Consider the following 21,531-nt stretch of genomic DNA (forward strand, 5'->3'; position numbering starts at 1 on the left):
TTCACCGGGTATGTGCGCACCATCGTCGAACGCGATATCACCGAGTTCGCCGATGTTCGACATGCCGAGGCCCTACCACGACTGGCGGTAATGATCGCTGCCCGCGCAGGCCGCCCCTTCGTCGCCACCGATGTGGGCAACGGCTTCTCACCGCGAGCGCGCCGGCGTGGTCGACAATCTCGTCACCGACTGACCAAGGCTCCCAAGGTGTTTCTCACCGAGTCAGGTGTGGCGGCGAACCTCACGAACACCGACGTCGACTCGCTCCGTCGCCCGGGACAGCGCAGCCTCAGTGCGCTGACGGAAACCTTCGTCTTCAGTGAATACCGCGGGCATCGTCCTCCACCTGGGCAGGGTCATGCTCCGTTACGGACCAGCTGAGGGCCCGAGTGTCGGCCACGTCGGTCCACGATGAGCGGCGGTCAGCACGCGGACCGTGCAGGTGATGCCCGGCGCGTTCGCCAGCCTCGAGTCGGTGGTGAGTAGGTCGCAGCCGTAGGCCTCGGCCGCGGCGATGTAGGCGGCGTCGTAGGCGGTCAGGTTGTCGTGCAGTTCCCAGATTCTCGGGACGAGTACGCGGGTGACCGGAACTTCTGGATCCAGCTTTTCCGATGCGGCGACAGCTCGAGTCGCTTGCTCGGTGGTGATCGTGCCCGCGCGGGCGAAACGGCGGACTACGGACAGCACCTCGACAGTCCAATGCGCCGGGGCGATCCAGCGGTTGTCTGCCTCCAACGCATCGCGGCAGACCACACCGAGCGGGTCGGGGTTCAGGAGCGCGTGAACGAAGACCGAGGCATCGACCACGATCACTCGTCGACCCCCGGAACGTCCGACACCGCGTCCCGCTCGGCCCGTTCGGCATCCAAGGCCACCACCACGTCGCGAGCAGTGAACGCGACATCCCAGGTAGCAGGACTGAACTGCTTCAGAACCGCGATGTTGTCCTGCCGCCGGGCCTCGTCTCGCACCAGGTCGAAAAGGAACGCCTGCAGCGACTGGCCGCGCTGCCGTGCCAACGCGACAAGCTGGTCCCGGAGAGGCTCCGGAACGTCTCGAATCTGCAGGGCGACCATGCATGCGATTGTACATGCACGACCATTACAGTGCAGGTTCCCACGGAAACCGCGGGAGCCTGCACTGTTCGAGACGTCAGCGGCGGCGCTTGCCCTTGGTCTCCGCGCGGGCGGCCTCGCGGCGCTCGCGGCGGGTGCCGGACTGCTGGCGGCCACCGTATTCCTGGGCGTCGGAATGGGATTGGGCGCGGCCGTCCTCGGCGGGGCCCGAGTAGTTCAGGCCGCGCGGAGTGGAATCGCCGATGCCCTTGGCGCGCAGGGCCGGTGGCGCCTGGGTTTCGGCGGGGGCGGCATCCTGGGGGCGGCTCGTGCCGACCGGGGAACGCAGACCCGCGCCGACCGAGACACCTTCGGGCTGGGCCTGCTGCACCTCGACCTGCAGGTTGAACAGGAAGCCGACCGACTCCTCCTTGAGACCCTCCAGCATCGCCGCGAACATGTCGAAGCCCTCGCGCTGGTACTCGACCAGCGGATCGCGCTGGGCCATCGCGCGCAGGCCGATGCCCTCCTTGAGGTAGTCCATCTCGTAGAGGTGCTCGCGCCACTTGCGGTCGAGCACCGAGAGCAGGACCTGGCGCTCCAGATTGCGCATCGCGCCCTCGCCCGCCAGTCCGTCGATCTCCTTCTCGCGCTTCTCGTAGGCGTTGTGCGCGTCGGCGAGCAGGGCATCGCGGAGTTCGTCGCGGGTGAGATCGCCCGCCTCACCGGTGGCGGTCTCACCGGCGAGCTCCTTGTGATCGAGGCTCACCGGGTACAGCGACTTCAGCGCGGTCCACAGCTTGTCCAGATCCCAGTCCTCGACATAGCCCTCGGCGGTGGCGCCGTCGACATAGGCGGTGACCACGTCGGTGATCATGTTCTGGACCTGACCCTCCATGTCCTCGCCACGCAGGATCCGGTTGCGCTCGCCGTAGATGACGGTGCGCTGCTGGTTCATCACCTCGTCGTACTTCAAGACGTTCTTGCGGATCTCGAAGTTCTGCTGCTCGACCTGGGTCTGCGCGCTCTTGATGGCCTTGGAGACCATCTTCGCCTCGATCGGCACATCGTCGGGCAGGTTCAGGCGGGTCATGATCGCCTCGAGCGCGGCGCCGTTGAAGCGGCGCATCAGCTCGTCACCCAGCGACAGGTAGAAGCGGGACTCACCCGGATCGCCCTGGCGGCCGGAACGACCGCGCAACTGGTTATCGATGCGGCGCGACTCGTGCCGCTCGGTGCCGAGCACGTAGAGGCCGCCCGCCTCGCGCACCTTGTCGGCGTCGTCCTCGGTCTGCTTCTTCACCTGCTCGAGCGCCGAATGCCAGGCGGCCTCGTACTCGTCGGGAGTGTTCACCGGGTCGAGGCCCTGCTTGCGCAGCAGGATATCGGCGATGATGTCGGCGTTGCCGCCGAGCACGATGTCGGTACCACGACCGGCCATGTTGGTAGCCACGGTGACCGCGCCGGGCCGACCGGCCTCGGCGATGATCTGGGCTTCCTGCTCGTGGAACTTCGCGTTCAGCACCGAGTGGGCCACCCCGCGCTTGGTGAACTGCTTGGACAGGTACTCCGAGCGCTCGACGCTGGTGGTACCGATCAGGACCGGCTGGCCCTTCTCGTGCCGCTCCACCACATCGTCGACGACCGCGTTGAATTTGGCCTCTTCCGACTTGTAGATCAGATCGGCCTGGTCCTTGCGGATCATCGGCTTGTTGGTGGGGATCGGGACGACGCCGAGGTTGTAGATCGAGTGCAGCTCGGCGGCCTCGGTCTCGGCGGTACCGGTCATACCGGACAGCTTGTTGTAGAGGCGGAAGTAGTTCTGCAGGGTGATCGTGGCCAGGGTCTGGTTCTCCGGCTGGATCTCGACCTTCTCCTTGGCCTCGATCGCCTGGTGCATGCCCTCGTTGTAGCGGCGGCCGACCAGGATGCGGCCGGTGAACTCGTCGACGATGATGACCTCGCCGTCGCGGACGATGTAGTCCTTGTCGCGGGTGTAGAGCTCCTTGGCCTTGACGGCGTTGTTCAGATAGCTCACCAGCGGCGAGTTCGCGGCCTCGTAGAGGTTGTCGATGCCGAGCTGGTCCTCGACGAACTCCACCCCGGCCTCGTGCACACCGATGGTGCGCTTCTTGATGTCGACCTCGTAGTGCACGTCCTTCTTCAGCAGCGGCGCGATGCGCGCGAATTCGGCGTACCACTTGGACGAGGCGTCGGCCGGGCCCGAGATGATCAGCGGGGTGCGGGCCTCGTCGATGAGGATGGAGTCGACCTCGTCGACCACGGCGAAGTTGTGCCCGCGCTGGACCAGATCGTCCAGCGAGTGCGTCATGTTGTCGCGCAGATAGTCGAAGCCGAACTCGTTGTTCGTGCCGTAGGTGATGTCGGCGGCGTAGGCGACCCGGCGCTCGGCCGGGGTCATGCCGCCGAGAATCACGCCGACCTCGAGCCCGAGGAAGCGGTGCACGCGGCCCATCCACTCGGCGTCGCGCTTGGCCAGGTAGTCGTTGACGGTGACGACGTGCACTCCGTCGCCGGAGATCGCGTTCAGGTACGCGGGCAGCACACAGGTCAGGGTCTTGCCCTCACCGGTCTTCATCTCCGAGATGTTGCCGAGGTGCAGCGAGGCGCCACCCATGATCTGCACCTTGTAGTGCTTCTGGTTGAGGACCCGCCAGGACGCCTCACGAGCCACCGCGAACGCCTCGAGCAGCAGGTCGTCGAGCGTTTCACCGTCGGCGTGGCGCTGCCGGAACTCGTCGGTCTTGGCGCGCAGCTCGTCGTCGGTGAGCGACTCGATCTCCTCGCCGTACCCGATGACCTCGTCGGCGAGGTTCGACAGCCGCTTGACCATGCGGCCTTCACCAATCCGTAGCAACCTCGTCAGTGTCAGCGCAGGCACGGGTCTCGTCAGTCCTCTGGTCGGAGTGTGTTCGGCTAGTGAGCCACGGTGTTATGGGCCATCGTAGTCCGCAGACCACCGTACCCGGCCCGCAGTACCCGTGCCTGGCGTACCGGGCGATGCCATCCGCCCAGGTCACACCCGCCGATGAGGCGCATTGCCCAACACTGTGATTCGCCTACGGTGACGTAGGATGAGGCACGTGCCGGATCTGCGCGGTGCGGCAGCGGAAGGAGCTTCGGAGCGCGTGATCACGAGATTGACGCCGCAGGACGCGTCGTTCTACCGGCTCGAATCGAGCAGCAACCCGATCCACATCGGATCTCTCGCGATCCTGAAGAACTCCGTGCCAGGTGCGCCCGAACCGGTCCTCGACTACGAAAGGCTCATCGAACTGGTCGAATCCCGTCTGCCCATGGTGCCGCGCTACCGCCGCAAGGTGCGGGAGATCCCGCTCGACCTCGGCAGGCCGGTCTGGGTGGAGGACAGCAGGTTCGACATCAGCTACCACATCCGCCGCTCCGCGCTGCCAGGTCCTGGCAGCGACGAACAGCTCTACGACCTCGTCGCCCGGCTCGCCTCCCGCCCGCTGGACCAGGGTCGGCCGCTGTGGGAGATGTACCTGATCGAGGGTCTGACCGAGGGGCGAAGCGCGGTGTTCACCAAATCGCACTCGGCGCTGGTCGACGGCGACACCGCGCTCGAGATCGGGCACGTGATCCTGGACAACAGCCCGATGCCGAGGGAGCTGGCGGACACCGCGTGGCGGGCACCCCGCGAGCCCTCCGACGTGGAGCTGCTCGCCGGTGCGCTCAGCCAGCTCGCCGCGCAGCCGAGGGAGGCCTACAAGGTGGCCCGCGACGCGGGCGCCGATGCGTTCGGGCTGGTCCGTGGCACCAGGATGGCGGTGCAGGCGGCGGCCAACGCGGTGCGCGCCGCGACCTCCGGTGTCGCCGACAGCCCACTCAACGCCCGCACCTCCCGCAGCCGCCGGTTCGACGTGGTGCGCACCGACCTCGAGGACTACCGCACCATCCGGCGCCATTTCGACTGTTCGATCAACGACACCGTGCTGGCCGTGGTCACCGGCGCCCTGCGCAACTGGCTGCTGTCGCGCAACGAGGCGCTGGTCGAGTCGACCAATCTGCGGGCGGTGGTGCCGATGTCGGTCTACGTCGACAGCGGCGACCAGCCGACCCCGGCCAGCGAGGTGTCCTCGTTCCTGATCGACCTGCCGGTGGGTGAGCCGAACCCGGTGATGCGGCTGTCGCACATCTCGCACGCCACCGAGGCCGCGGGCAGGCAGCGCCGCGGCGTGCGGGCACGCACCCTGGTCCACCTTGCCGGGTTCGCGCCCGCGAGCCTGCACGCGATGAGCGTGCGCTCGGCGAGTACCTTCGCCGACAACACATTCAACCTGGTGATCACCAACGCGCCGGGTCCACAGACCGCGATGTACATCGGCGGCGCGCGCATGCTGGAGATGTATCCGGTCTCGCCGCTGCTGCGCAATCAGACGTTGAGTTTCGGACTCACCTCGTACGACGGTCAGGTCTTCTACGGACTCAACGCCGACCGCGACGCCATGGCCGATATCGACGTTCTCGCGGCGTCGGTGCACGAATCGATGGAGGAGTTGCTCGGTGTCTGTCTCTGAGAACGGCAAGATGCGCGTCTACATCCCGGCGACCATCCCGATGCTGCGGCAGCTGGTGGCCGAGCGGGAGCTGTTCCCGCTCGGCGCCACCGCCTTCGCGGTGACGCCGGCGCTGCGGGAGGCCTACGCCGCCGGTGACGACGACGAACTGGCGGAGGTCGCGATGCAGGAGGCGGCGCGGGCGTCGCTGCGGCTGCTCGCCGCCGACCGCGACGTCGACGACGAGACCGAGGCCGACGACGCGGCCGCAGGCCCGGGCAGCCCGGTGTACCGGCGTGCGGTGATCGCCGCCGACGTCACCGGCGCCAAGCTGCGTCCCGATCTGGACGACGCCGTGGTGAAGCTGGCCGGGCCGATCACCTACGACCAGGTCGCCTCGGTACACGTCGACCTGGTCGAGGCCGAACCGCAGGTCGCCAAGGCCGTCGACGTGATCGACGCCGCCGACCTCGGCGATCCCGACGCCGAGTTCGTGCTCGGCGACGCCGAGGACCATCAGCTGGCCTGGTACGCCACCCAGGAGCTGCCGTTCCTGCTCGATCTGCTCTGACATCGACCACTAACCTACGATGCCGTAACCTGGCTGCGAGCGAGCCACCTCATGGCCGCTCTCGGGCACGACAGGGAGACAACGGCAAGCATGGTCATGAACAAGTTCCGGGAATGGCTCGAAGCGCCCGCGGCGCAGGTCGCCGACCGCGGCGGCAAGCTCAACCTGCTGCGTGGCGCGGTGGCCCGGGTGACCACTCCCCTGCTGCCGGACGACTACCTGCACCTGGCCAACCCGCTGTGGTCGGCGCGGGAACTGCGCGGGCGGATCGTCGAGGTGCAGAAGGAGACGGCCGACTCGGCGACGCTGGTGATCAAGCCGGGCTGGGGCTTCGACTTCAAGTACCAGCCTGGCCAGTACATCGGCATCGGCGTGCTGGTCGACGGCCGCTGGAACTGGCGGTCGTACTCACTGACCTGCCCGCCGGACTGGACCGGCGAAGGCGGCAAGCGACTGATCTCGATCGCGGTGAAGGCGATGCCGGAGGGCAAGCTGTCCAGCCACCTGGTCAACGGGGTGCCCGCGGGCTCGATCGTGCGGCTGGCCGCGCCACAGGGCGGGTTCGTGCTGCCGGAGCCGACCCCGGCCAAGGTGTTGTTCCTCACGGCAGGCAGCGGCATCACCCCGGTGATGTCGATGCTGCGCACGATGGACCGCCGCGACGGCGTTACCGACGTGGTGCACGTGCACTCCGCGCCCACCGACGCCGATGTGATGTTCGGCGCGGAGCTGCGCGCGCTGCACGACAAGCACCCCAGCTTCGTCTCGCACCTGCAGCTCACCGACGCGTACGGCCTGTTCTCGCTGGCGAGCCTCGACGAGCTCTACCCCGACTGGCGCGAACGCGAGACCTGGGCGTGCGGTCCGGCACCGATGCTGGACGCGATCGAACAGCACTGGAAGACAGCGGGAGTCGCGGAGAAGCTGCATATCGAGCGCTTCGAGGTGGAGCGCTCGGCGATCGGCGAGGGCGGCACCGTCACCTTCGGGACCACCGGGCGCAGCCTGACCGTCGACGGAGCGACCAGTCTGCTGGAGGCAGGCGAGTCGGTGGGTGTGCAGCTGCCGTTCGGCTGCCGGATGGGCATCTGCCAGACCTGCGTTGTCACCCTGTCGGCAGGCCATGCCCGCGATCTGCGCAACGGCGACGAGCGCCAGCCCGGCGACAAGGTGCAGACCTGCATCTCCGCCGCCGCTGGCGACTGCACGCTCGACATCTAGCTCGACGCGGCGGCGCGGGCCTGCGGGTACCCTGATGGCGTGCGCCAGGCACCGACACGGTTGCACCCAGTCCGTTTTCGGCCGCCTCGCCGCCGAAGGGCGAGACGTCACGCCGAAGGCGCAGTGTCGCCCCTCGGCGGCGAGATCACGAGGCCGAAAACCCGCGGCGCCAGCCGCCGATAAACACAGGAGGACCCCGGTGGCCATCACCGATATCCAGGCCTTCGCCCATCTCACGGCGGCCGACATCGAGACCCTGGGGAAAGAACTCGATTCGATCCGCCGTTCCGTCGAGACCTCCCGCGGGGAGCGCGACGCGAAGTACATCCGGCGCACCATCGCCGCCCAGCGCACACTCGAGGTGGCGGGCAGGGCGGTCCTGTTCGGCAGCCGTAACCGCTGGGCGTGGCTGACCGGCACCGCCCTGCTCTCGGTCGCCAAGATCATCGAGAACATGGAGCTCGGGCACAACGTGAGCCACGGGCAGTGGGACTGGATGAACGATCCGGAGATCCACTCCACCAGCTGGGAGTGGGACATGACCGGAACCTCGGCGCAGTGGCGCCGGGCCCACAACTACTCGCACCACACCTACACCAACGTGCTCGGCAAGGACGAGGACCTGGGGTTCGGCATTCTGCGGATGACCCGCGACGAGACCTGGCATCCGAAGCATCTGGTGCAGCCCGCGGCGAATCTGCTGCTGGCGGCGACGTTCGAGTGGGGCATCGCGCTGCACGATCTCGGGATCGAGAAGGAGCTGGCAGGCATCCCCCCGAAGCAATTGCTCTCCGAGCCGAACAAGGAGTTCGCGCGCAAGGCGGGCCGCCAGGTGGTGAAGGATTTCGTGCTGTTCCCGGCGCTCACCGGCCCGGCGTGGAAGTCGACACTGAAGGCCAACGCCACGGCCAATCTGGTCCGCAATCTCTGGGCGTACGCGGTGATCTTCTGCGGGCACTTCCCGGACGGTGCGGAAAAGTTCACGATCGAGCAGCTCGACGGGGAGACCCAGGGCGAGTGGTACCTGCGCCAGATGCTCGGCAGCGCCAACTTCAAGGCGGGCCCCGCGATGGCCTTCCTGAGCGGTAACCTCTGCTATCAGATCGAGCATCATCTGTTCCCCGACCTGCCGAGCAACCGCTACCCGGAGGTCGCGGTGCGGGTGCGCGAACTGTGCGACAAGTACGATCTGCCCTACACCACCGGCTCGCTCGGCAAGCAGTATCTGCTCGCCTTCCGGACCATCCACAAGCTGGCCCTGCCCGACCGGTTCCTCAAGCGCACCGCCGACGACGCGCCCGAGACCTCCTCCGAGCGCAAATTCACCGGCATCGCCCTGCCCGAGCGGCTGCGGGTCGACCCGGAGACCGGCAAGCGCTTCGGCCTTCGCTCGGCCATGCACGATGTGAAGGTCACCTTGGAGGCCAAGGCCAGGCACGAGAAGGAAGTGCTGCGCGAGGCCAAGGCGGCCCTCAAGGTGCGGGCCAGGCAGGAGAAGCTCGCGCTGCGCGAGGCCAGGCGCGCGCTGAAGGAGCGGGCCGCTCAGGAGCGGGGAGCGCTGCGGGCCATGGCGGCCCGGCGACGCGGCGCGCCGGCGTGAGGTAACATCTCGATTTCGATTACGCAATAGGACTTATCACACATTCTGGCCCCGAATTCACCAACCTACGCTCTCGTAACCTACGGTAGTGTAACCGGCATGGCGATCTCGGATGTCAAGGAATACGCGCACCTCACCGCCGCGGATGTCGAAGCTCTCGGTGCTGAGTTCGACGCGATCCGCCGCGAAATCGAATCTTCGCGGGGGGCTGCCGACGCGCGCTACATCCGCAACGTCATCCGCTTACAGCGAGCGCTGGAGATCAGCGGTCGCACGGTGCTGTTCGCCAGCTTCCTGCCGCCCGCCTGGCTGGCCGGAGTCGCCCTGCTCGGGACCGCCAAGATCATCGAGAACATGGAGATCGGGCACAACGTCATGCACGGGCAGTGGGACTGGATGAACGATCCGGAGATCCACTCCACCTCCTGGGAATGGGACAACGCGGGTCCGTCCGCGCACTGGAAGATCACCCACAACTTCCTGCACCACAAGTACACCAATGTCCTCGGCATGGACGACGACATCGGCTACGGCCTGCTGCGCGTCACCCGCGACCAGCGCTGGATGCCGTTCTACCTCGGCAACCCGGTCTACAATCTGCTGCTGCAGATGCTGTTCGAGTACGGGGTGGCCGTCCAGCACCTGGAACTCGGCAAGGTCGCCAAGAAGAAGTGGGCCAAGGACTCCCCCGAGTGGCAGCAGTTCGACGCCGACCGCAAGCTGGTGCTGAAGAAGATCGGCAAGCAGGCCGCCAAGGACTACCTGATCTTCCCGCTGCTCACCGGCCCGTCGTTCTTCTCCACCCTCACCGCCAACCTGGCGGCCAACGTCGTGCGCAATGTGTGGACCAACGCGGTGATCTTCTGCGGCCACTTCCCCGACGGCGCGGAGAAGTTCACCAAGGCCGACATCGACAACGAGACCCAGGGCGAGTGGTACCTGCGGCAGATGCTCGGCAGCGCCAACATCAGCGGCGGCAAGGTCATGCACTTCATGACCGGCAACCTCAGCCACCAGGTCGAGCACCACCTGTTCCCCGACCTGCCGAGCAACCGCTACGCCGCTATCGCGGTGCGGGTGCGCGAACTGGCCGACAAGTACGACCTGCCCTACACCACCGGCTCGCTGCCGGTGCAGTACTTCAAGTCGTGGCGCACCATTCTCAAGCTGTCGCTGCCGAACAAGTACCTGCGCCACACCACCGACGACGCGCCGGAAACCAAGTCGGAGAAGCTGTTCGGCGGGAACGCGGTCGCCAGCATCGATCCGGCCACCGGTCGCCGTCGCGGGCTGCGCACCGCCCTGGCCGCCGGTCGCAAGCTGGCCCGCCGCTCGGTGGCCTGACCGGCTGAGGTTGACTGGTCGACGTGTGTGCCGACCAGCTCAGCGTCTACGACGCGATCCACCTGCGCCGTGATGTGCGCGCCGAATTCAGCGGCGACCTCGTCGACGACGAGACACTGCTGCGTATCCTCGATGCCGCCCACCGCGCGCCGAGCGTCGGCAATTCCCAGCCGTGGGACTTCGTTGTGGTCCGCCGGGCCGACACCCTGCGCCGGTTCGCCGAGCACGTCGCGACCAAGCGCGCGCAGTTCCGGGATTCGCTGCCCGCCGACCGAGCCGCGACCTTCGACCCGATCAAGATCGAGGGCATCGTCGAGAGCGGCACCGGCATCGTGGTCACCCACGATGACCGGCGCGGTGGGCCACAGGTGCTCGGCCGGGCGAGCGTGCCCGCGACCGGCGTGTACTCGACCGTCCTCGCCATCCAGAATCTGTGGCTGGCCGCCACCGCGGAGCGGGTCGGTGTCGGCTGGGTGTCGTTCTACGATCCGGAGTTCCTGCACGCGCTCGTCGGGCTGCCTGCCGGCATCGAACCGGTCGCCTGGCTGTGCGTCGGGCCGGTCGACGAGTTCCAGCGGGTACCCGATCTGGAACGGTTCGGCTGGCGTTCCGGGCGGCCGCTGGCCGACGCCGTGCACCACGAAACTTTCGGGGGCTGAACAACATCCGGGCACCCGCTCGACGCGGGTGCCCGGACTGGCTCGACGGATTCAGGCCAGTCGGATCAGGCCGTAGTCGAAGGCATGCCTGCGGTAGACGACCGAGGGGCGGTCGGTCTCGCGATCGTGGAACAGGAAGAAGTCGTGCCCGACCAGTTCCATCTGGTAGAGCGCGTCGTCGACCGACATCGGGGTCGCGGTGTGCACCTTGGTGCGCACGATATGACCGGGACCGCTCAGGTCCTCCGATTCCTCTCCGTGGTCGTGCGCGAGCGCGCCGTTGGGCGGGGTGAACAGGGAATCGTCCACGAGCGCGGCGGTGGCCTGGGCGACCGAGACCGGGGTCTTGTCGCCGTAGTGCACGACGCGCCGCTTGTCCTTCGTCCGGCGCAGCCGGCTCTCGATCTTCTGGGTGGCCGACTCGAGGGCGGCGTAGAAGCTGTCGGCGCAGGCTTCGGCGCGCACGATCGGGCCACGGCCACGCGCGGTGATCTCCACCCGCTGGCAGGCCTTGCGTTGACGACGGTTGCGTTCGTGGAACAGTTCCACATCGAAGAGGAAAATCGACGGATCGAAGCGCTCGAGCCGAGCCAGCTTCTCCGCGACATGGATTCGATAGTGGTCGGGGACTTCGACATTGCGACCGGAGACCACCACTTCGGCGCTTGGGCTCTGGGTCGAATCGACGGCGCCGTCCTCGAGCGCCGTTGGGTCAGCATCTCGTACTGATGCCCGTGCAGAAGTCGTCACGCGTACCTCCCGGATATGGCTGTACACGGTCGAATGTGTACAGCGGGATTGAGCTGTGCCGATCGGGAATCGCTCGGCACCAGATGTCCGCGGCGCCACCTCCCAGAACTTGTTGTTCGGTGTGTGATCGCGACGCTAGTACGCCACGGGCAAGTCCGCCACTGTTCACGCAAATTTCGCGGCGTCAAGCCGCGCAGGTCACCAAAACCGCCCGTGGCCGTGCGCCGATTCGGCTAAGCACCCGGACCGACTCGGCCGCGGTCGCCCCGGTCGTCAGCACGTCGTCGACCAGCACGACCTCGGCATTCGCCGGGATACCCGCCATGTCGGCACCGTGGCGGATCACCATGATCCGGCCCCGCAGGTTGTGGGCTCGCTCATGGGTGCGCAGGCCGACCGAATCGCGCACACCCCGGCCCATCCGCAGCAGCGTGACCGTCCGGCAATCGATCAGCCAACCCGCCGCGACACCCGCCGCACGCGCCACCGGATCGCCGCCACGGCGCCGGGCGGCCACCGCCCTGGTCGGGGCCGGAACCAGCACCAGCGGCCGATCCAGGGCCCGCAAACCGGCAAGCACGGTCGCCATGGCCAGGCCGAGCGGGCCGGCCAGGTCACGCCTGCCGTGTTCCTTGGCCGCGACGACGGCCCGGCCCGCAGGCCCGGCGTAGGGCCCGACGGCCCAGCACGGGACGCCCGGATCGGTCCGCGGACGCACGCGTACCGGACCGCGGGCCAGCTCGGCCGCGCACTCTCCACACCACCCGGTGCCCGGCCGCGCGCACCCACCGCACCGGGCGGGCAGCACCAGATCCAGCAGTGTCTTCATAGCGACCGAGTATCACCTCGGCCACCGACAACTCAGCTGGGCAGCACCGGGATCACGCTGTCGCCGGTGAGCCCTGGCACCTCGCGCCAGAAGCGGTCGTTGCGGGTCGGGTCGGCGGTCTGCAACTGCAGCACCGCCCGGGAATCGGCGACGTACTGGCTCGACGGCGCCGCCGTCACCACCCGCACCGGCGGGGTCAGGTTCTGCGAGGTCACGGGGCTGAGCTGGGAGCCGTCGACGGACACGGTGAACACCGGGTCGACATTGCCCTCGCGCGCCACCATCAAGGTGTCACCGCTGGCCCAGCTCAGCGAGACCGCGTCGCTGCTGAGCCCGAGTGCCACCGGAACCGGGGTGGTGAGCGCGTACCTGCCGTCGCCACGGCGTTCGATCACCGCGACGTAGACCTTGCCGTCGGCGATCAGCGCCGCGCGCACACCGGTGCGCGAGACCACCACCTCGGTGACGGGCGCCCGTGGCGCGGCCGACCCTTCGAACAGCGCGGTGGTGTCGACGTCCTGGAGCGAGACGTTGCCGGTGGCGCGATCGGTCACCGCCCGGACGACCCGTTCGCCGTCGAGCACCGTCCAGGCCGCGCCGCCGTCGGCGGTCCACGACGGCCTGGCGATGCTGGCGCCCTCGACCACCGCGAACGCCTTGGCGCCGTAGTTGCCGATGAGCAATGATTTGGCCGGTTCCGGAGCAGGCCGTCCGGTGTCGGCGACGGCGGCAACGAACTGGCCGTCGGCGGAGATGCCGACCGACTCGAGATTGGTGGCCTCGCCGAAGGACCCGCTCGGGGTGACGATGCCGTCCTGCGTCACCTGGACCAGGGTGCCGTCACGCAGCGCGTGCAGCCCGACCCGGTTCTGGCCGGGCGCCGAGGCACTGAACCGGTCGAGATCGGCGACCGACCAGCCGTTGGCATAGCGCTCGTCGAGTGGGCGCCCGTCGGCGAGCAGCTCGTACGGGCCGAGGATGTCGGCGCCCGCCAGGGTCAGCACCACCTGGGCGGCGAGCAGTTCGCGTTCACGCTGGTCCAGATTGCCCGCGCCGGCGAAGTCGATCCGTACGCCGCCGATGCCGACGCCCACCTCACCCGGCTCGTTGTTGGCCTTGACGATCGGGCCGCGCAGGGTGATCGGCGGGGCGAGCTGATTGTCCACCACCGGCGCGATGGTGGCCTGCGGACCGGCACCGAGCAGGCCGATCAGCTGTGCGGTCAGCTCGCCGCGCGGCACCGCGAGCCACCGCGGGTCGGGCACGAGCACGTCGCCCGCCGGGTCGATGTACTGCAGGACATAGCGCCCATAGGTACGCTCGAAGGCGCCGGAATCGAAGACCACACCGTCGGGCAGCTCGGTGATCCGCCACTCGCCGTCGATCTTGCTCATCTCGATCTTGTTCTCGACCGTGCCCTCGACGGCACGGTAGCTGCCGTTGTCGGCCAGCTCGCCCACCTTGCGGGCGCGGATCACATAGCTGGCCTTGTCGCTGGAGCGCGACTCGCGCAGGGTGTCGGGGCGGTCGACGATGGTAGTGCTCGCCTCGTCGTCCCATTCGGCCGCGGCCTCGGTGGCGATGTACTGCCGCGCCGCGGCGTGCCGATTGGCCGGGTCGGCGCTCGCGGTGAGGAAGTCGCCGACCAGCAGATCGGGATCGCGGCCGGGCTGCGGCGGTGGCGGCCCCGCCGAGGTCGGCGCGCGGTTGATGGTGCCGAGCGCCTGCGGGGCCGAGGACTCCGGCAGGCTGGCGCACCCGGAGAGGACGAGCAGCCCCGCCAGCACCGCCGCGAGCAGCGCGGCGCCACGCGCGTTCGTCATGACTGTCGTTCTCCGGTCTCGGTGGACATCGGCTCCTCGTCCTCGGCGGCGGGGCGGCCGTCGGTCGCCTGCGGCTCGGTGGGGTCGGTCTCGACGGGCGGCGCGGCGGACGGCTCCGGCGGCGCGGCATCGGCCCGCTCGTCGGCGTCGGGGTCGTTGTTCTGGCCGAGTTCGGGCAGCGCGGGCACCTTGCGCAACATGGGTTCGAGGGCGAGCGGGCTCGCGCCCAGTTTGCGGCCGCGCACCATCGGCAGCAACAGCCGGAAGCTGGCGCCGACGCCGGGGTCACCCCACGCTTCCAGCCTGCCCTCGTGCAGGTTGGCGTCCTCGACACTGATCGACAGGCCGAGCCCGGTGCCACCGGAGCGGCGCACCCGCGAGGGGTCCGAGCGCCAGAAGCGGTTGAAGACGAGCTTCTCCTCGCCGGGCCGCAGGCCGACGCCCTGATCGCGCACCACGGTCGCGACGGCGTTGGCCTCGGCGTCACCGCGCATCCTGATCAGGACCGGTTTGCCCTCGCTGTGGTCGATCGCGTTGGCGAGCAGGTTGCGCAGCACCCGCTCGACCCGGCGCGGGTCGACCTCGGCGACGACCGGGTCCTCCGGCAGGTCGATGACCAGCTCGACCCCGGCTTCCTTGGCCAGGTGCCGCACCGTGGTGATCGCCGCCCGCGCGCACATCCGCATGTCCAGCGATTCCACCTGCAGCTCGGCGACGCCCGCGTCGTGCCGGGAGATCTCGAGCAGATCGTTGAGCAGGCCCTCGAACCGGTCCAGCTCGTTGACCAGCAGTTCGGAGCTGCGCGCGAGTGCCGGATCCAGGTCGTCGCTCGACCCGTGGATCAGGTCGGCCGCCATCCTGACCGTGGTGAGCGGGGTCCGCAGCTCGTGGCTGACGTCGGAGGTGAACCGGCGTTGCAGATTGCCGAACTCCTCCAGCTGGGTGATCTGGTTCGACAGGCTCTCGGCCATCTCGTTGAACGCCTGCGCGAGCCGGGCCATGTCGTCCTCGCCGCGCACCAGCATGCGTTCCTTGAGCCTGCCGTCGGCGAAGCGGCCCGCGATCCGCGCCGCGGACCGGATCGGCAACACCACCTGCCTGGTGACCAGCGCGGTGATCGCGGCCAGCAGCACCAACAGCACGACACCGCCGATGAGCATCGTGCCGCGCATCAGCGACAGGCTCGACTCCTCGCTGGCCAGCGGGAAGATCAGGTAGATCTCCAGGGTGGTGACCTCGGCGCTCGGGCTGCCGATGATCAGCGCGCGGCCGCGGTAACCGTCGGGGTCGGCGACGGTGGTGAACTGGTAGGACACCTGGTTGCGCTGCACGAACCGGCGCAGCTCCGGCGGCACCTCCGAGATGGAGGCGGTCGCGATCTCCTGCGGTGGCGCGCCGCCGACCATCGCCAGCGCCGAGTCGAAACTACCGGCGGCGCCGCTGGACTGACCGCCGCTGCGGCTCGACAGCGCGGCGCGCGCGTCGGCGAGCTGCTGCTGCTGGCTGGTCGCGTCGTGCACGCCGGAGAGAATGTTCTCGACGGTGGCGCGCGCCCGGTCCATCTCCTCGACCGCCGCGTTGATCTTGGCCTCGAGCAGCCGGTCGGTGATCTGACCGGTCAGCACCACACCGAGGATGGTGATGACGATCAGTGAGAGCGTCAGCGTCGACACGATGACACGCAGCTGCAGCGACCGGCGCCAGAGGTGACCCAGCGCGTTCCCGACAGCCTGGAACCAGGCCATGAAGGGGGTCGCCCATCGCCGCAGCCGCGCGACGAAGGATCGCGCACGATCGTCGTGCGCTGGAGGCGCCGGCGCGGTGCCGACAGGTTGACCGTTGGTCACCGCGGCGCCTCACCTGAACCGATCACGGCGGTCCGGCCTTGTACCCGACGCCACGCACGGTCAGCACGATCTCCGGATTCTCCGGGTCCTTCTCGACCTTGGCGCGCAGCCGCTGCACGTGCACGTTGACCAGGCGGGTATCGGCCGCGTGCCGATAGCCCCAGACCTGCTCGAGCAGCACCTCGCGGGTGAACACCTGCCGCGGCTTGCGCGCGAGGGCGACCAGCAGGTCGAACTCGAGCGGGGTGAGCGAGATCTGCGTGCCGCCGCGGGTCACCTTGTGCGCGGGCACGTCGATGACGATGTCGGCGATCGAGAGCAGCTCGGCAGGCTCGTCCTCGGTGCGGCGCAGCCGCGCCCGCACCCTGGCGACCAGCTCCTTCGGCTTGAACGGCTTGACGATGTAATCGTCGGCACCGGACTCGAGGCCGAGCACCACATCGACCGTGTCCGTCTTGGCGGTGAGCATCACGATGGGGACGCCGGAATCGGCCCGCAGCACCCGGCACACGTCGATGCCGTTCATGCCGGGCAGCATCAGGTCCAGCAACACCAGGTCGGGGCGGATCTCCCGCACCGCCGACAGGGCCTGCGTGCCGTCGCCGACCACGTGCGGGTCGAACCCTTCCCCGCGCAAGACGATGGTCAGCATCTCAGCGAGCGCCATATCGTCGTCGACGACCAGAATCTTGGGCTTCATAGTCCTATGTTGTCATCTCCCAGGCCAGGATCGGGCCGCCACGCCATTAATGGTGTCAACCCGTCGTCTATCCAACCCTATCCGGCAAGTATTTCCGCGCAGAGGGTGAGTAGCGCGGGCCGGTCGTCATCGGATCGGTATGTCCACCACCGGCCGTGCCAGTCTCGCTCGGCGAGTTCACGATAGACCGCACCGGTGCGCCGCTGCAGCCCGCCGTCGCGCTCGTAGGCGTCGAGGGCGCGGGCCGCGTCGAGTTCACCACGGCGCCGGGCACGTTCGGCCGCGACGTCGTCGCCGGGATCGATCAGCACGGTCAGTTCGGGCACCGGCAGGGCCAATCTGCCGAACTCCAGATCGCCCACCCAGCCGACGATTTCACCGTCGGCGTCCTGCTCGGCGCGCGCCGCCGAGTAGGCCGCGTTGGAGGCCACCCAGCGGTCCAGGATGACGATATCGTTGGCGTCCAACAGATTCGACACCTCGGCCCTGGCGTCGGCGCGGTCGAGGGCGAACATGATCGCCATCGCGTTGATCGACCCGGCCAGGTCGCCGTGGCCACCACGCAGCGCCTCGGCCGCCAGATCGGCGTGGATCGAGCGGCCGTATTGCGGGAAAGCAAGGCTGCCCGCCCGCAGGCCCTTCGCGGACAGTTCGGTGATCAGTCCGTCGATCAGTGTCCGTTTACCGGCGCCGTCGAGGCCCTCGACCGCAATCAGCACGCCCATGCGCAGCAGATTACCCGACCGTCGAGCGCGCGCCCGGAGCACCGGACGGCCACAAAGTGAAGTGATCGAACTTCAGACCCCCGACAATTGGGGTCTCCCCCGCGCCCCGGACGGACGGGCATGGTCGAAACTCACCGCACCCCCACGAAGGACCAGCCGATGTCACGCCACCTCGCCGCACAGATCGCGGTCGCCGCCGTCGCCGCCGCGACCGCGATCACGCTCTCCGCCGGATCCGCATCCGCCGAAGCCGGAACGATTCCCCGGTCGGCCGTCTCCGCACCCGCCGACACGAACGACACCACTACCGGTTCCGATGCCATCGCGCCGCTGATCAACGAGCTGGTCATGAGCGGCTCCGGACAGACCGTCATCACCGGGAGCAACGCGCTCAACGCGGCGACCGGCAGCTCGGACCTGCTCACCGCGGTCGTCTGCCTCCTGTTTCCCAACTTCGGGAGCGTCGGAATGCTCCCCACCAGCGGCTGCAGCAATCAGTAGACCTCCACGTCACAGCCCGCCGACTCGGCCCACGGGTAGCCGGGTTGACGGGCCGAACATGGCGATGTCGCCCGATTTCGCTGCCGCCACCGGTATGAAGTGCTGTCATTTCAGAGTCCCCGGTCGGCTCGGCCGCTCGCGGGCAGCACTCTCCGCGCCCCGGCCGGGGCCCGCTCGACCAGGAGTCACCATGTTCTCTCGCACCACCCTCCGCACCGCCGTCGCCGCTGCCGCGCTCGGCCTCACCCTCGCAGGTACCGGCGTTGCCGCCGCCGCGCCCGAGGCGGAACCGATCCGGCACGGCCATCACGACAACCGCCCCGGCCTGCTGTCCGGATCGGCTTCGGCGGGCTCGGCCGCCGCCGGGTCGGCGGCGCGCGGTTCCGCGACGCTCGCCGCCTGTGTGCTCCTGGAAGCCGTCGTCCCCCTGCCCGTCTGCCTGCTGCTCAGCTGAGCTCAGCCGGCCGACTCCCTGGTCCCGTCTACACCTGCACGACGACCGGGGCGGCCGCGCCGTTGCGATCGGGCCGGACCTGACCAGCACACTGGCCCAGCGACTACGAAAGTCGCTGGGCCAGTGGGTGTTCGACGACCTAGTACCGGTAGTGCTCCGGCTTGTACGGGCCCTCCACGTCCACGCCGATGTACTCGGCCTGGTCTTTGGTGAGCTTGGTCAGCGTGCCGCCGAGGGCCTCGACGTGGATGCGCGCGACCTTCTCGTCCAGGTGCTTGGGCAGGCGGTAGACCTCGTTGTCGTACTCCTCCGGCTTGGTCCACAGCTCGATCTGGGCTATGACCTGGTTGGAGAAACTGTTCGACATCACGAACGAGGGGTGCCCGGTGGCGTTGCCCAGGTTCAGCAGGCGGCCCTCGGACAGCACGATGATCGCCTTGCCGTCGTCGAAGGTCCACAGGTCGACCTGCGGCTTGATGTTCAGCCTGCCCGCGCCGGAGCGCTCCAGCGCGGCCATATCGATCTCGTTGTCGAAGTGACCGATATTGCCGAGGATGGCCTGGTCCTTCATCGCCTTCATGTGCTCGAGGGTGATGATGTCCTTGTTGCCGGTCGAGGTGATGACGATATCGGCCTGGCCGATCGCCTGCTCGACGGTCACCACGTCGTAGCCGTCCATCAGCGCCTGCAGCGCGTTGATCGGGTCGATCTCGGTGACCTGGACGCGCGCGCCCTGGCCTGCCAGCGACTCCGCGCAGCCCTTGCCCACGTCGCCGTAACCGCAGATCAGCACCTTCTTGCCACCGATGAGCACATCGGTGCCGCGGTTGATGCCGTCGATCAGCGAGTGGCGGGTGCCGTACTTGTTGTCGAACTTGGACTTGGTGACCGAGTCGTTGACATTGATCGCCGGGAACACCAGCTCACCCGCGGCGGCGAATTGGTACAGCCGCAGCACGCCGGTGGTGGTCTCCTCGGTGACACCCTTGACCGACTCCGCGATCGCGGTCCACTTGCCCTTGTCGGTCTCGAGCCGCTCGCGCAGCAGGTTCAGGAAGACCGTGTACTCGGCCGAGTGGTCCTCGTCGGCGGGCGGGACCACACCGGCCTTCTCGAACTGCGCGCCGCGCAGCACGAGCATGGTGGCATCGCCACCGTCGTCGAGGATCATGTTGGCCGGCTCGCCCGGCCAGGTGAGCATCTGCTCGGCCGCCCACCAGTACTCCTCCAGCGTCTCGCCCTTCCAGGCGAAGACGGGAGTGCCCTTCGGCTCGTCGACGGTGCCGTGCGGCCCGACGACGACCGCGGCGGCGGCGTGATCCTGGGTGGAGAAGATGTTGCAGGACGCCCAGCGCACCTGCGCGCCGAGAGCGACCAGCGTTTCGATCAGGACAGCGGTCTGCACGGTCATGTGCAGCGAACCGGAGATGCGCGCGCCTTTCAGCGGCTGCACATCGTGGTATTCGCGGCGCAGTGCCATCAGGCCGGGCATCTCGTGCTCGGCGAGGCGGATCTCCTTGCGGCCGAAATCGGCCAGCGAGAGATCTGCCACCTTGTAATCGATGCCGTTGCGGACGTCAGCGGTGAGCTCGGTGCGCGCGGGAAGTTCTGAGGTCGTCATCAGCCTCTCCTGGTAGTCAGTACCGAGGCAAGGCTACCGCCTGGGGACGCGCCTGTTTCCCTGTCCCATCGTGGCCGCACCTCAGGCCGTGGCGCGGTATCGGGCCAGCAAACGCCGCGGCTTGGGCGGCGCGACATTGGCCAGCGACAGGTCCCCGCCGTAGTGCGCGGCGACCTTGGGATCCATCACCGCGCGCCACAGCGGCGGGACCGCGGCGAGCAGCAGCATGGTGGCATATCCGGCAGGGAGCTGCGGCGATTCACTACAGCTGCGCAGGGTCTGATAGCGGCGGCCAGGGTTGGCGTGATGATCGCTGTGCCGCTGCAGATGGAACAGGAAGATGTTGGTGACCAGGCGATCGCTGTTCCAGCTGTCACGCGGGGAACAGCGCGCCCAGCGGCCGTTGGGCTTGCGCGCGCGCAACAGCCCGTAGTGCTCGACGTAGTTCACCGCTTCGAGCAGCCCGATCCCGACCACCGCCTGCAGCACCAGCCACGGCACGATCGCGGGACCGAACACCAGGATCAGCGAACCGAAGAGCACCCCGCTCATCGCCCAGGCCTGCAGAATGTTGTTGCCGCGGCTCCACCAGCCCTGACCCCGCCTGGCCAGCCGGACCCGCTCCAGTTGCAGCGCCGACCGGAATCCGCCGATCACGCTGCGCGGCAAGAACTCCCACAGCGATTCGCCGAGCCGGGCACTGGCCGGGTCTCCCGGGGTAGCGACCCTGGCGTGGTGGCCCCGATTGTGCTCGACGAAGAAGTGCCCGTACCCCGACTGGGCGAGCGCGATCTTCGACAGCAACTTCTCAGCACGCTCCACCCGGTGGCCCAATTCGTGCGCGGCGTTGATGCCGATTCCGCTCACGAAGCCGACGGTGGCGGCCAGACCGAGTTTGTCGACGACATCGAGATCGTCACCGGCCCACATGGCGCAGGCGATCACCAGCCCGATCAGCTGGATCGGTAGGAACAGGTAGGTGCACCAGCGGTAGTAGCGGTCGGCCGAGAGGGCCTCGTAGTCCTCGTCGCGCGGGTTGTTGCCGTCCTCGCCGACGATCCAATCCAGCACGGGAATGGCGATGAGCACGATCGCGGGACCGATCCACCAGAACACCTCGGCGCCGGTGCGGTAGACGAGCTGGGAGGGCAACAGCGCGCACGCGGGCGCGATCAAGCCTAGAGCCCAGAGATACCGCTTGGGGTCACGAAAACCCCCCGGTTTGCCAACCGCTTGCACACCCGCTCCGCTGTAAAAAGACCAATCGCCAACGGATGTGAATACTGACAGACC

Annotated in this window: 20 protein-coding genes; 9 read left to right on the forward strand and 11 right to left on the reverse strand. The window is 68.2% G+C overall.

Features of this window, described 5'->3' with window-relative positions:
• Positions 1 to 12: 12 nt before the first annotated feature.
• Positions 13 to 381, forward strand: a complete 369-nt coding sequence (locus ACFOW8_RS10680; RefSeq protein WP_378549360.1) for a hypothetical protein — start codon at positions 13 to 15, stop codon at positions 379 to 381.
• Here the strand turns inward: ACFOW8_RS10680 and ACFOW8_RS10685 are convergent.
• The 3 genes from ACFOW8_RS10685 to secA all read right to left on the reverse strand — a co-directional run bounded on the left by ACFOW8_RS10685 (position 367) and on the right by secA (position 3,957).
• Positions 367 to 807 carry a type II toxin-antitoxin system VapC family toxin gene (locus ACFOW8_RS10685; protein WP_378549363.1) on the reverse strand — a complete coding sequence of 147 codons (441 nt, stop codon included), beginning with the start codon at positions 805 to 807 and terminating at the stop codon, positions 367 to 369. The genes ACFOW8_RS10680 and ACFOW8_RS10685 overlap by 15 nt on opposite strands.
• A 2-nt stretch (positions 808 to 809) precedes the next feature.
• Positions 810 to 1,076, reverse strand: coding sequence for a hypothetical protein (locus ACFOW8_RS10690; RefSeq protein WP_378549366.1), 267 nt, complete (start codon positions 1,074 to 1,076; stop codon positions 810 to 812).
• Positions 1,077 to 1,152: 76 nt separating this feature from the next.
• A complete protein-coding gene (gene secA / locus ACFOW8_RS10695) occupies positions 1,153 to 3,957 on the reverse strand; it encodes a preprotein translocase subunit SecA (protein ID WP_378549369.1) in 2,805 nt (934 codons plus the stop codon).
• 247 nt (positions 3,958 to 4,204) lie between these two features.
• Between secA and ACFOW8_RS10700 the strand changes: the two genes are divergently transcribed.
• The 6 genes from ACFOW8_RS10700 to bluB all read left to right on the forward strand — a co-directional run bounded on the left by ACFOW8_RS10700 (position 4,205) and on the right by bluB (position 10,988).
• Entirely contained in the window at positions 4,205 to 5,614 is a 1,410-nt protein-coding gene (locus tag ACFOW8_RS10700) for a WS/DGAT/MGAT family O-acyltransferase (protein ID WP_378549372.1), read from the forward strand.
• Positions 5,615 to 5,624: 10 nt separating this feature from the next.
• Positions 5,625 to 6,164, forward strand: coding sequence for a DUF6912 family protein (locus tag ACFOW8_RS10705; RefSeq protein WP_378550701.1), 540 nt, complete (start codon positions 5,625 to 5,627; stop codon positions 6,162 to 6,164).
• A 90-nt stretch (positions 6,165 to 6,254) separates the two neighbouring features.
• The gene (locus ACFOW8_RS10710; protein ID WP_378549375.1) at positions 6,255 to 7,385 is read left to right on the forward strand and encodes a ferredoxin reductase; all 1,131 of its coding nucleotides are present in this window, start codon (positions 6,255 to 6,257) and stop codon (positions 7,383 to 7,385) included.
• Between the two features lie 199 nt (positions 7,386 to 7,584).
• A complete protein-coding gene (locus ACFOW8_RS10715) occupies positions 7,585 to 8,985 on the forward strand; it encodes a fatty acid desaturase family protein (RefSeq protein WP_378549378.1) in 1,401 nt (466 codons plus the stop codon).
• A gap of 99 nt (positions 8,986 to 9,084) precedes the next feature.
• A complete protein-coding gene (locus ACFOW8_RS10720; RefSeq protein WP_378549381.1) occupies positions 9,085 to 10,329 on the forward strand; it encodes a fatty acid desaturase family protein in 1,245 nt (414 codons plus the stop codon).
• Between the two features lie 23 nt (positions 10,330 to 10,352).
• Complete coding sequence (gene bluB, locus ACFOW8_RS10725; protein WP_378549384.1) at positions 10,353 to 10,988, forward strand: 5,6-dimethylbenzimidazole synthase; 636 nt, start codon at positions 10,353 to 10,355, stop codon at positions 10,986 to 10,988.
• A 51-nt stretch (positions 10,989 to 11,039) separates the two neighbouring features.
• On the opposite strand, the gene hpf is transcribed toward bluB, so the two are convergent.
• The 6 genes from hpf to ACFOW8_RS10755 all read right to left on the reverse strand — a co-directional run bounded on the left by hpf (position 11,040) and on the right by ACFOW8_RS10755 (position 17,662).
• Positions 11,040 to 11,738 (reverse strand): ribosome hibernation-promoting factor, HPF/YfiA family, encoded by a 699-nt coding sequence (gene hpf, locus ACFOW8_RS10730; RefSeq protein ID WP_378549387.1) that lies wholly within the window; start codon positions 11,736 to 11,738, stop codon positions 11,040 to 11,042.
• 184 nt (positions 11,739 to 11,922) lie between these two features.
• Positions 11,923 to 12,567, reverse strand: a complete 645-nt coding sequence (locus tag ACFOW8_RS10735) for a ComF family protein (RefSeq protein ID WP_378549390.1) — start codon at positions 12,565 to 12,567, stop codon at positions 11,923 to 11,925.
• Positions 12,568 to 12,599: 32 nt separating this feature from the next.
• Positions 12,600 to 14,390: an MtrAB system accessory lipoprotein LpqB gene (lpqB, locus tag ACFOW8_RS10740; RefSeq protein WP_378549392.1), complete on the reverse strand. Its 1,791-nt coding sequence runs from the start codon at positions 14,388 to 14,390 to the stop codon at positions 12,600 to 12,602.
• On the reverse strand, positions 14,387 to 16,135 hold the full coding sequence (mtrB, locus tag ACFOW8_RS10745; protein WP_378549395.1) for an MtrAB system histidine kinase MtrB: 1,749 nt from the start codon (positions 16,133 to 16,135) through the stop codon (positions 14,387 to 14,389). The genes lpqB and mtrB overlap by 4 nt, the downstream gene beginning before the upstream one ends.
• 124 nt (positions 16,136 to 16,259) lie before the next feature.
• Positions 16,260 to 16,937, reverse strand: coding sequence for an MtrAB system response regulator MtrA (mtrA, locus tag ACFOW8_RS10750; protein WP_067491393.1), 678 nt, complete (start codon positions 16,935 to 16,937; stop codon positions 16,260 to 16,262).
• Between the two features lie 77 nt (positions 16,938 to 17,014).
• The gene (locus tag ACFOW8_RS10755; protein WP_378549400.1) at positions 17,015 to 17,662 is read right to left on the reverse strand and encodes a dTMP kinase; all 648 of its coding nucleotides are present in this window, start codon (positions 17,660 to 17,662) and stop codon (positions 17,015 to 17,017) included.
• A 159-nt stretch (positions 17,663 to 17,821) separates the two neighbouring features.
• Between ACFOW8_RS10755 and ACFOW8_RS10760 the strand changes: the two genes are divergently transcribed.
• Positions 17,822 to 18,163 (forward strand): hypothetical protein, encoded by a 342-nt coding sequence (locus ACFOW8_RS10760; RefSeq protein ID WP_378549403.1) that lies wholly within the window; start codon positions 17,822 to 17,824, stop codon positions 18,161 to 18,163.
• 190 nt (positions 18,164 to 18,353) lie between these two features.
• Positions 18,354 to 18,617 carry a hypothetical protein gene (locus ACFOW8_RS10765; RefSeq protein WP_378549406.1) on the forward strand — a complete coding sequence of 88 codons (264 nt, stop codon included), beginning with the start codon at positions 18,354 to 18,356 and terminating at the stop codon, positions 18,615 to 18,617.
• 139 nt (positions 18,618 to 18,756) lie between these two features.
• Here ACFOW8_RS10765 and ahcY read toward each other — a convergent pair whose 3' ends face one another.
• Both ahcY and ACFOW8_RS10775 read right to left on the reverse strand, forming a co-directional pair.
• Complete coding sequence (gene ahcY / locus ACFOW8_RS10770; RefSeq protein ID WP_378549409.1) at positions 18,757 to 20,238, reverse strand: adenosylhomocysteinase; 1,482 nt, start codon at positions 20,236 to 20,238, stop codon at positions 18,757 to 18,759.
• An 81-nt stretch (positions 20,239 to 20,319) separates the two neighbouring features.
• Positions 20,320 to 21,477: an alkane 1-monooxygenase gene (locus ACFOW8_RS10775; protein WP_449289767.1), complete on the reverse strand. Its 1,158-nt coding sequence runs from the start codon at positions 21,475 to 21,477 to the stop codon at positions 20,320 to 20,322.
• Positions 21,478 to 21,531: the final 54 nt, after the last annotated feature.

Source organism: Nocardia rhizosphaerae, from assembly GCF_042650365.1.
GTDB classification, from domain to species: Bacteria; Actinomycetota; Actinomycetes; order Mycobacteriales; family Mycobacteriaceae; genus Nocardia; species Nocardia rhizosphaerae.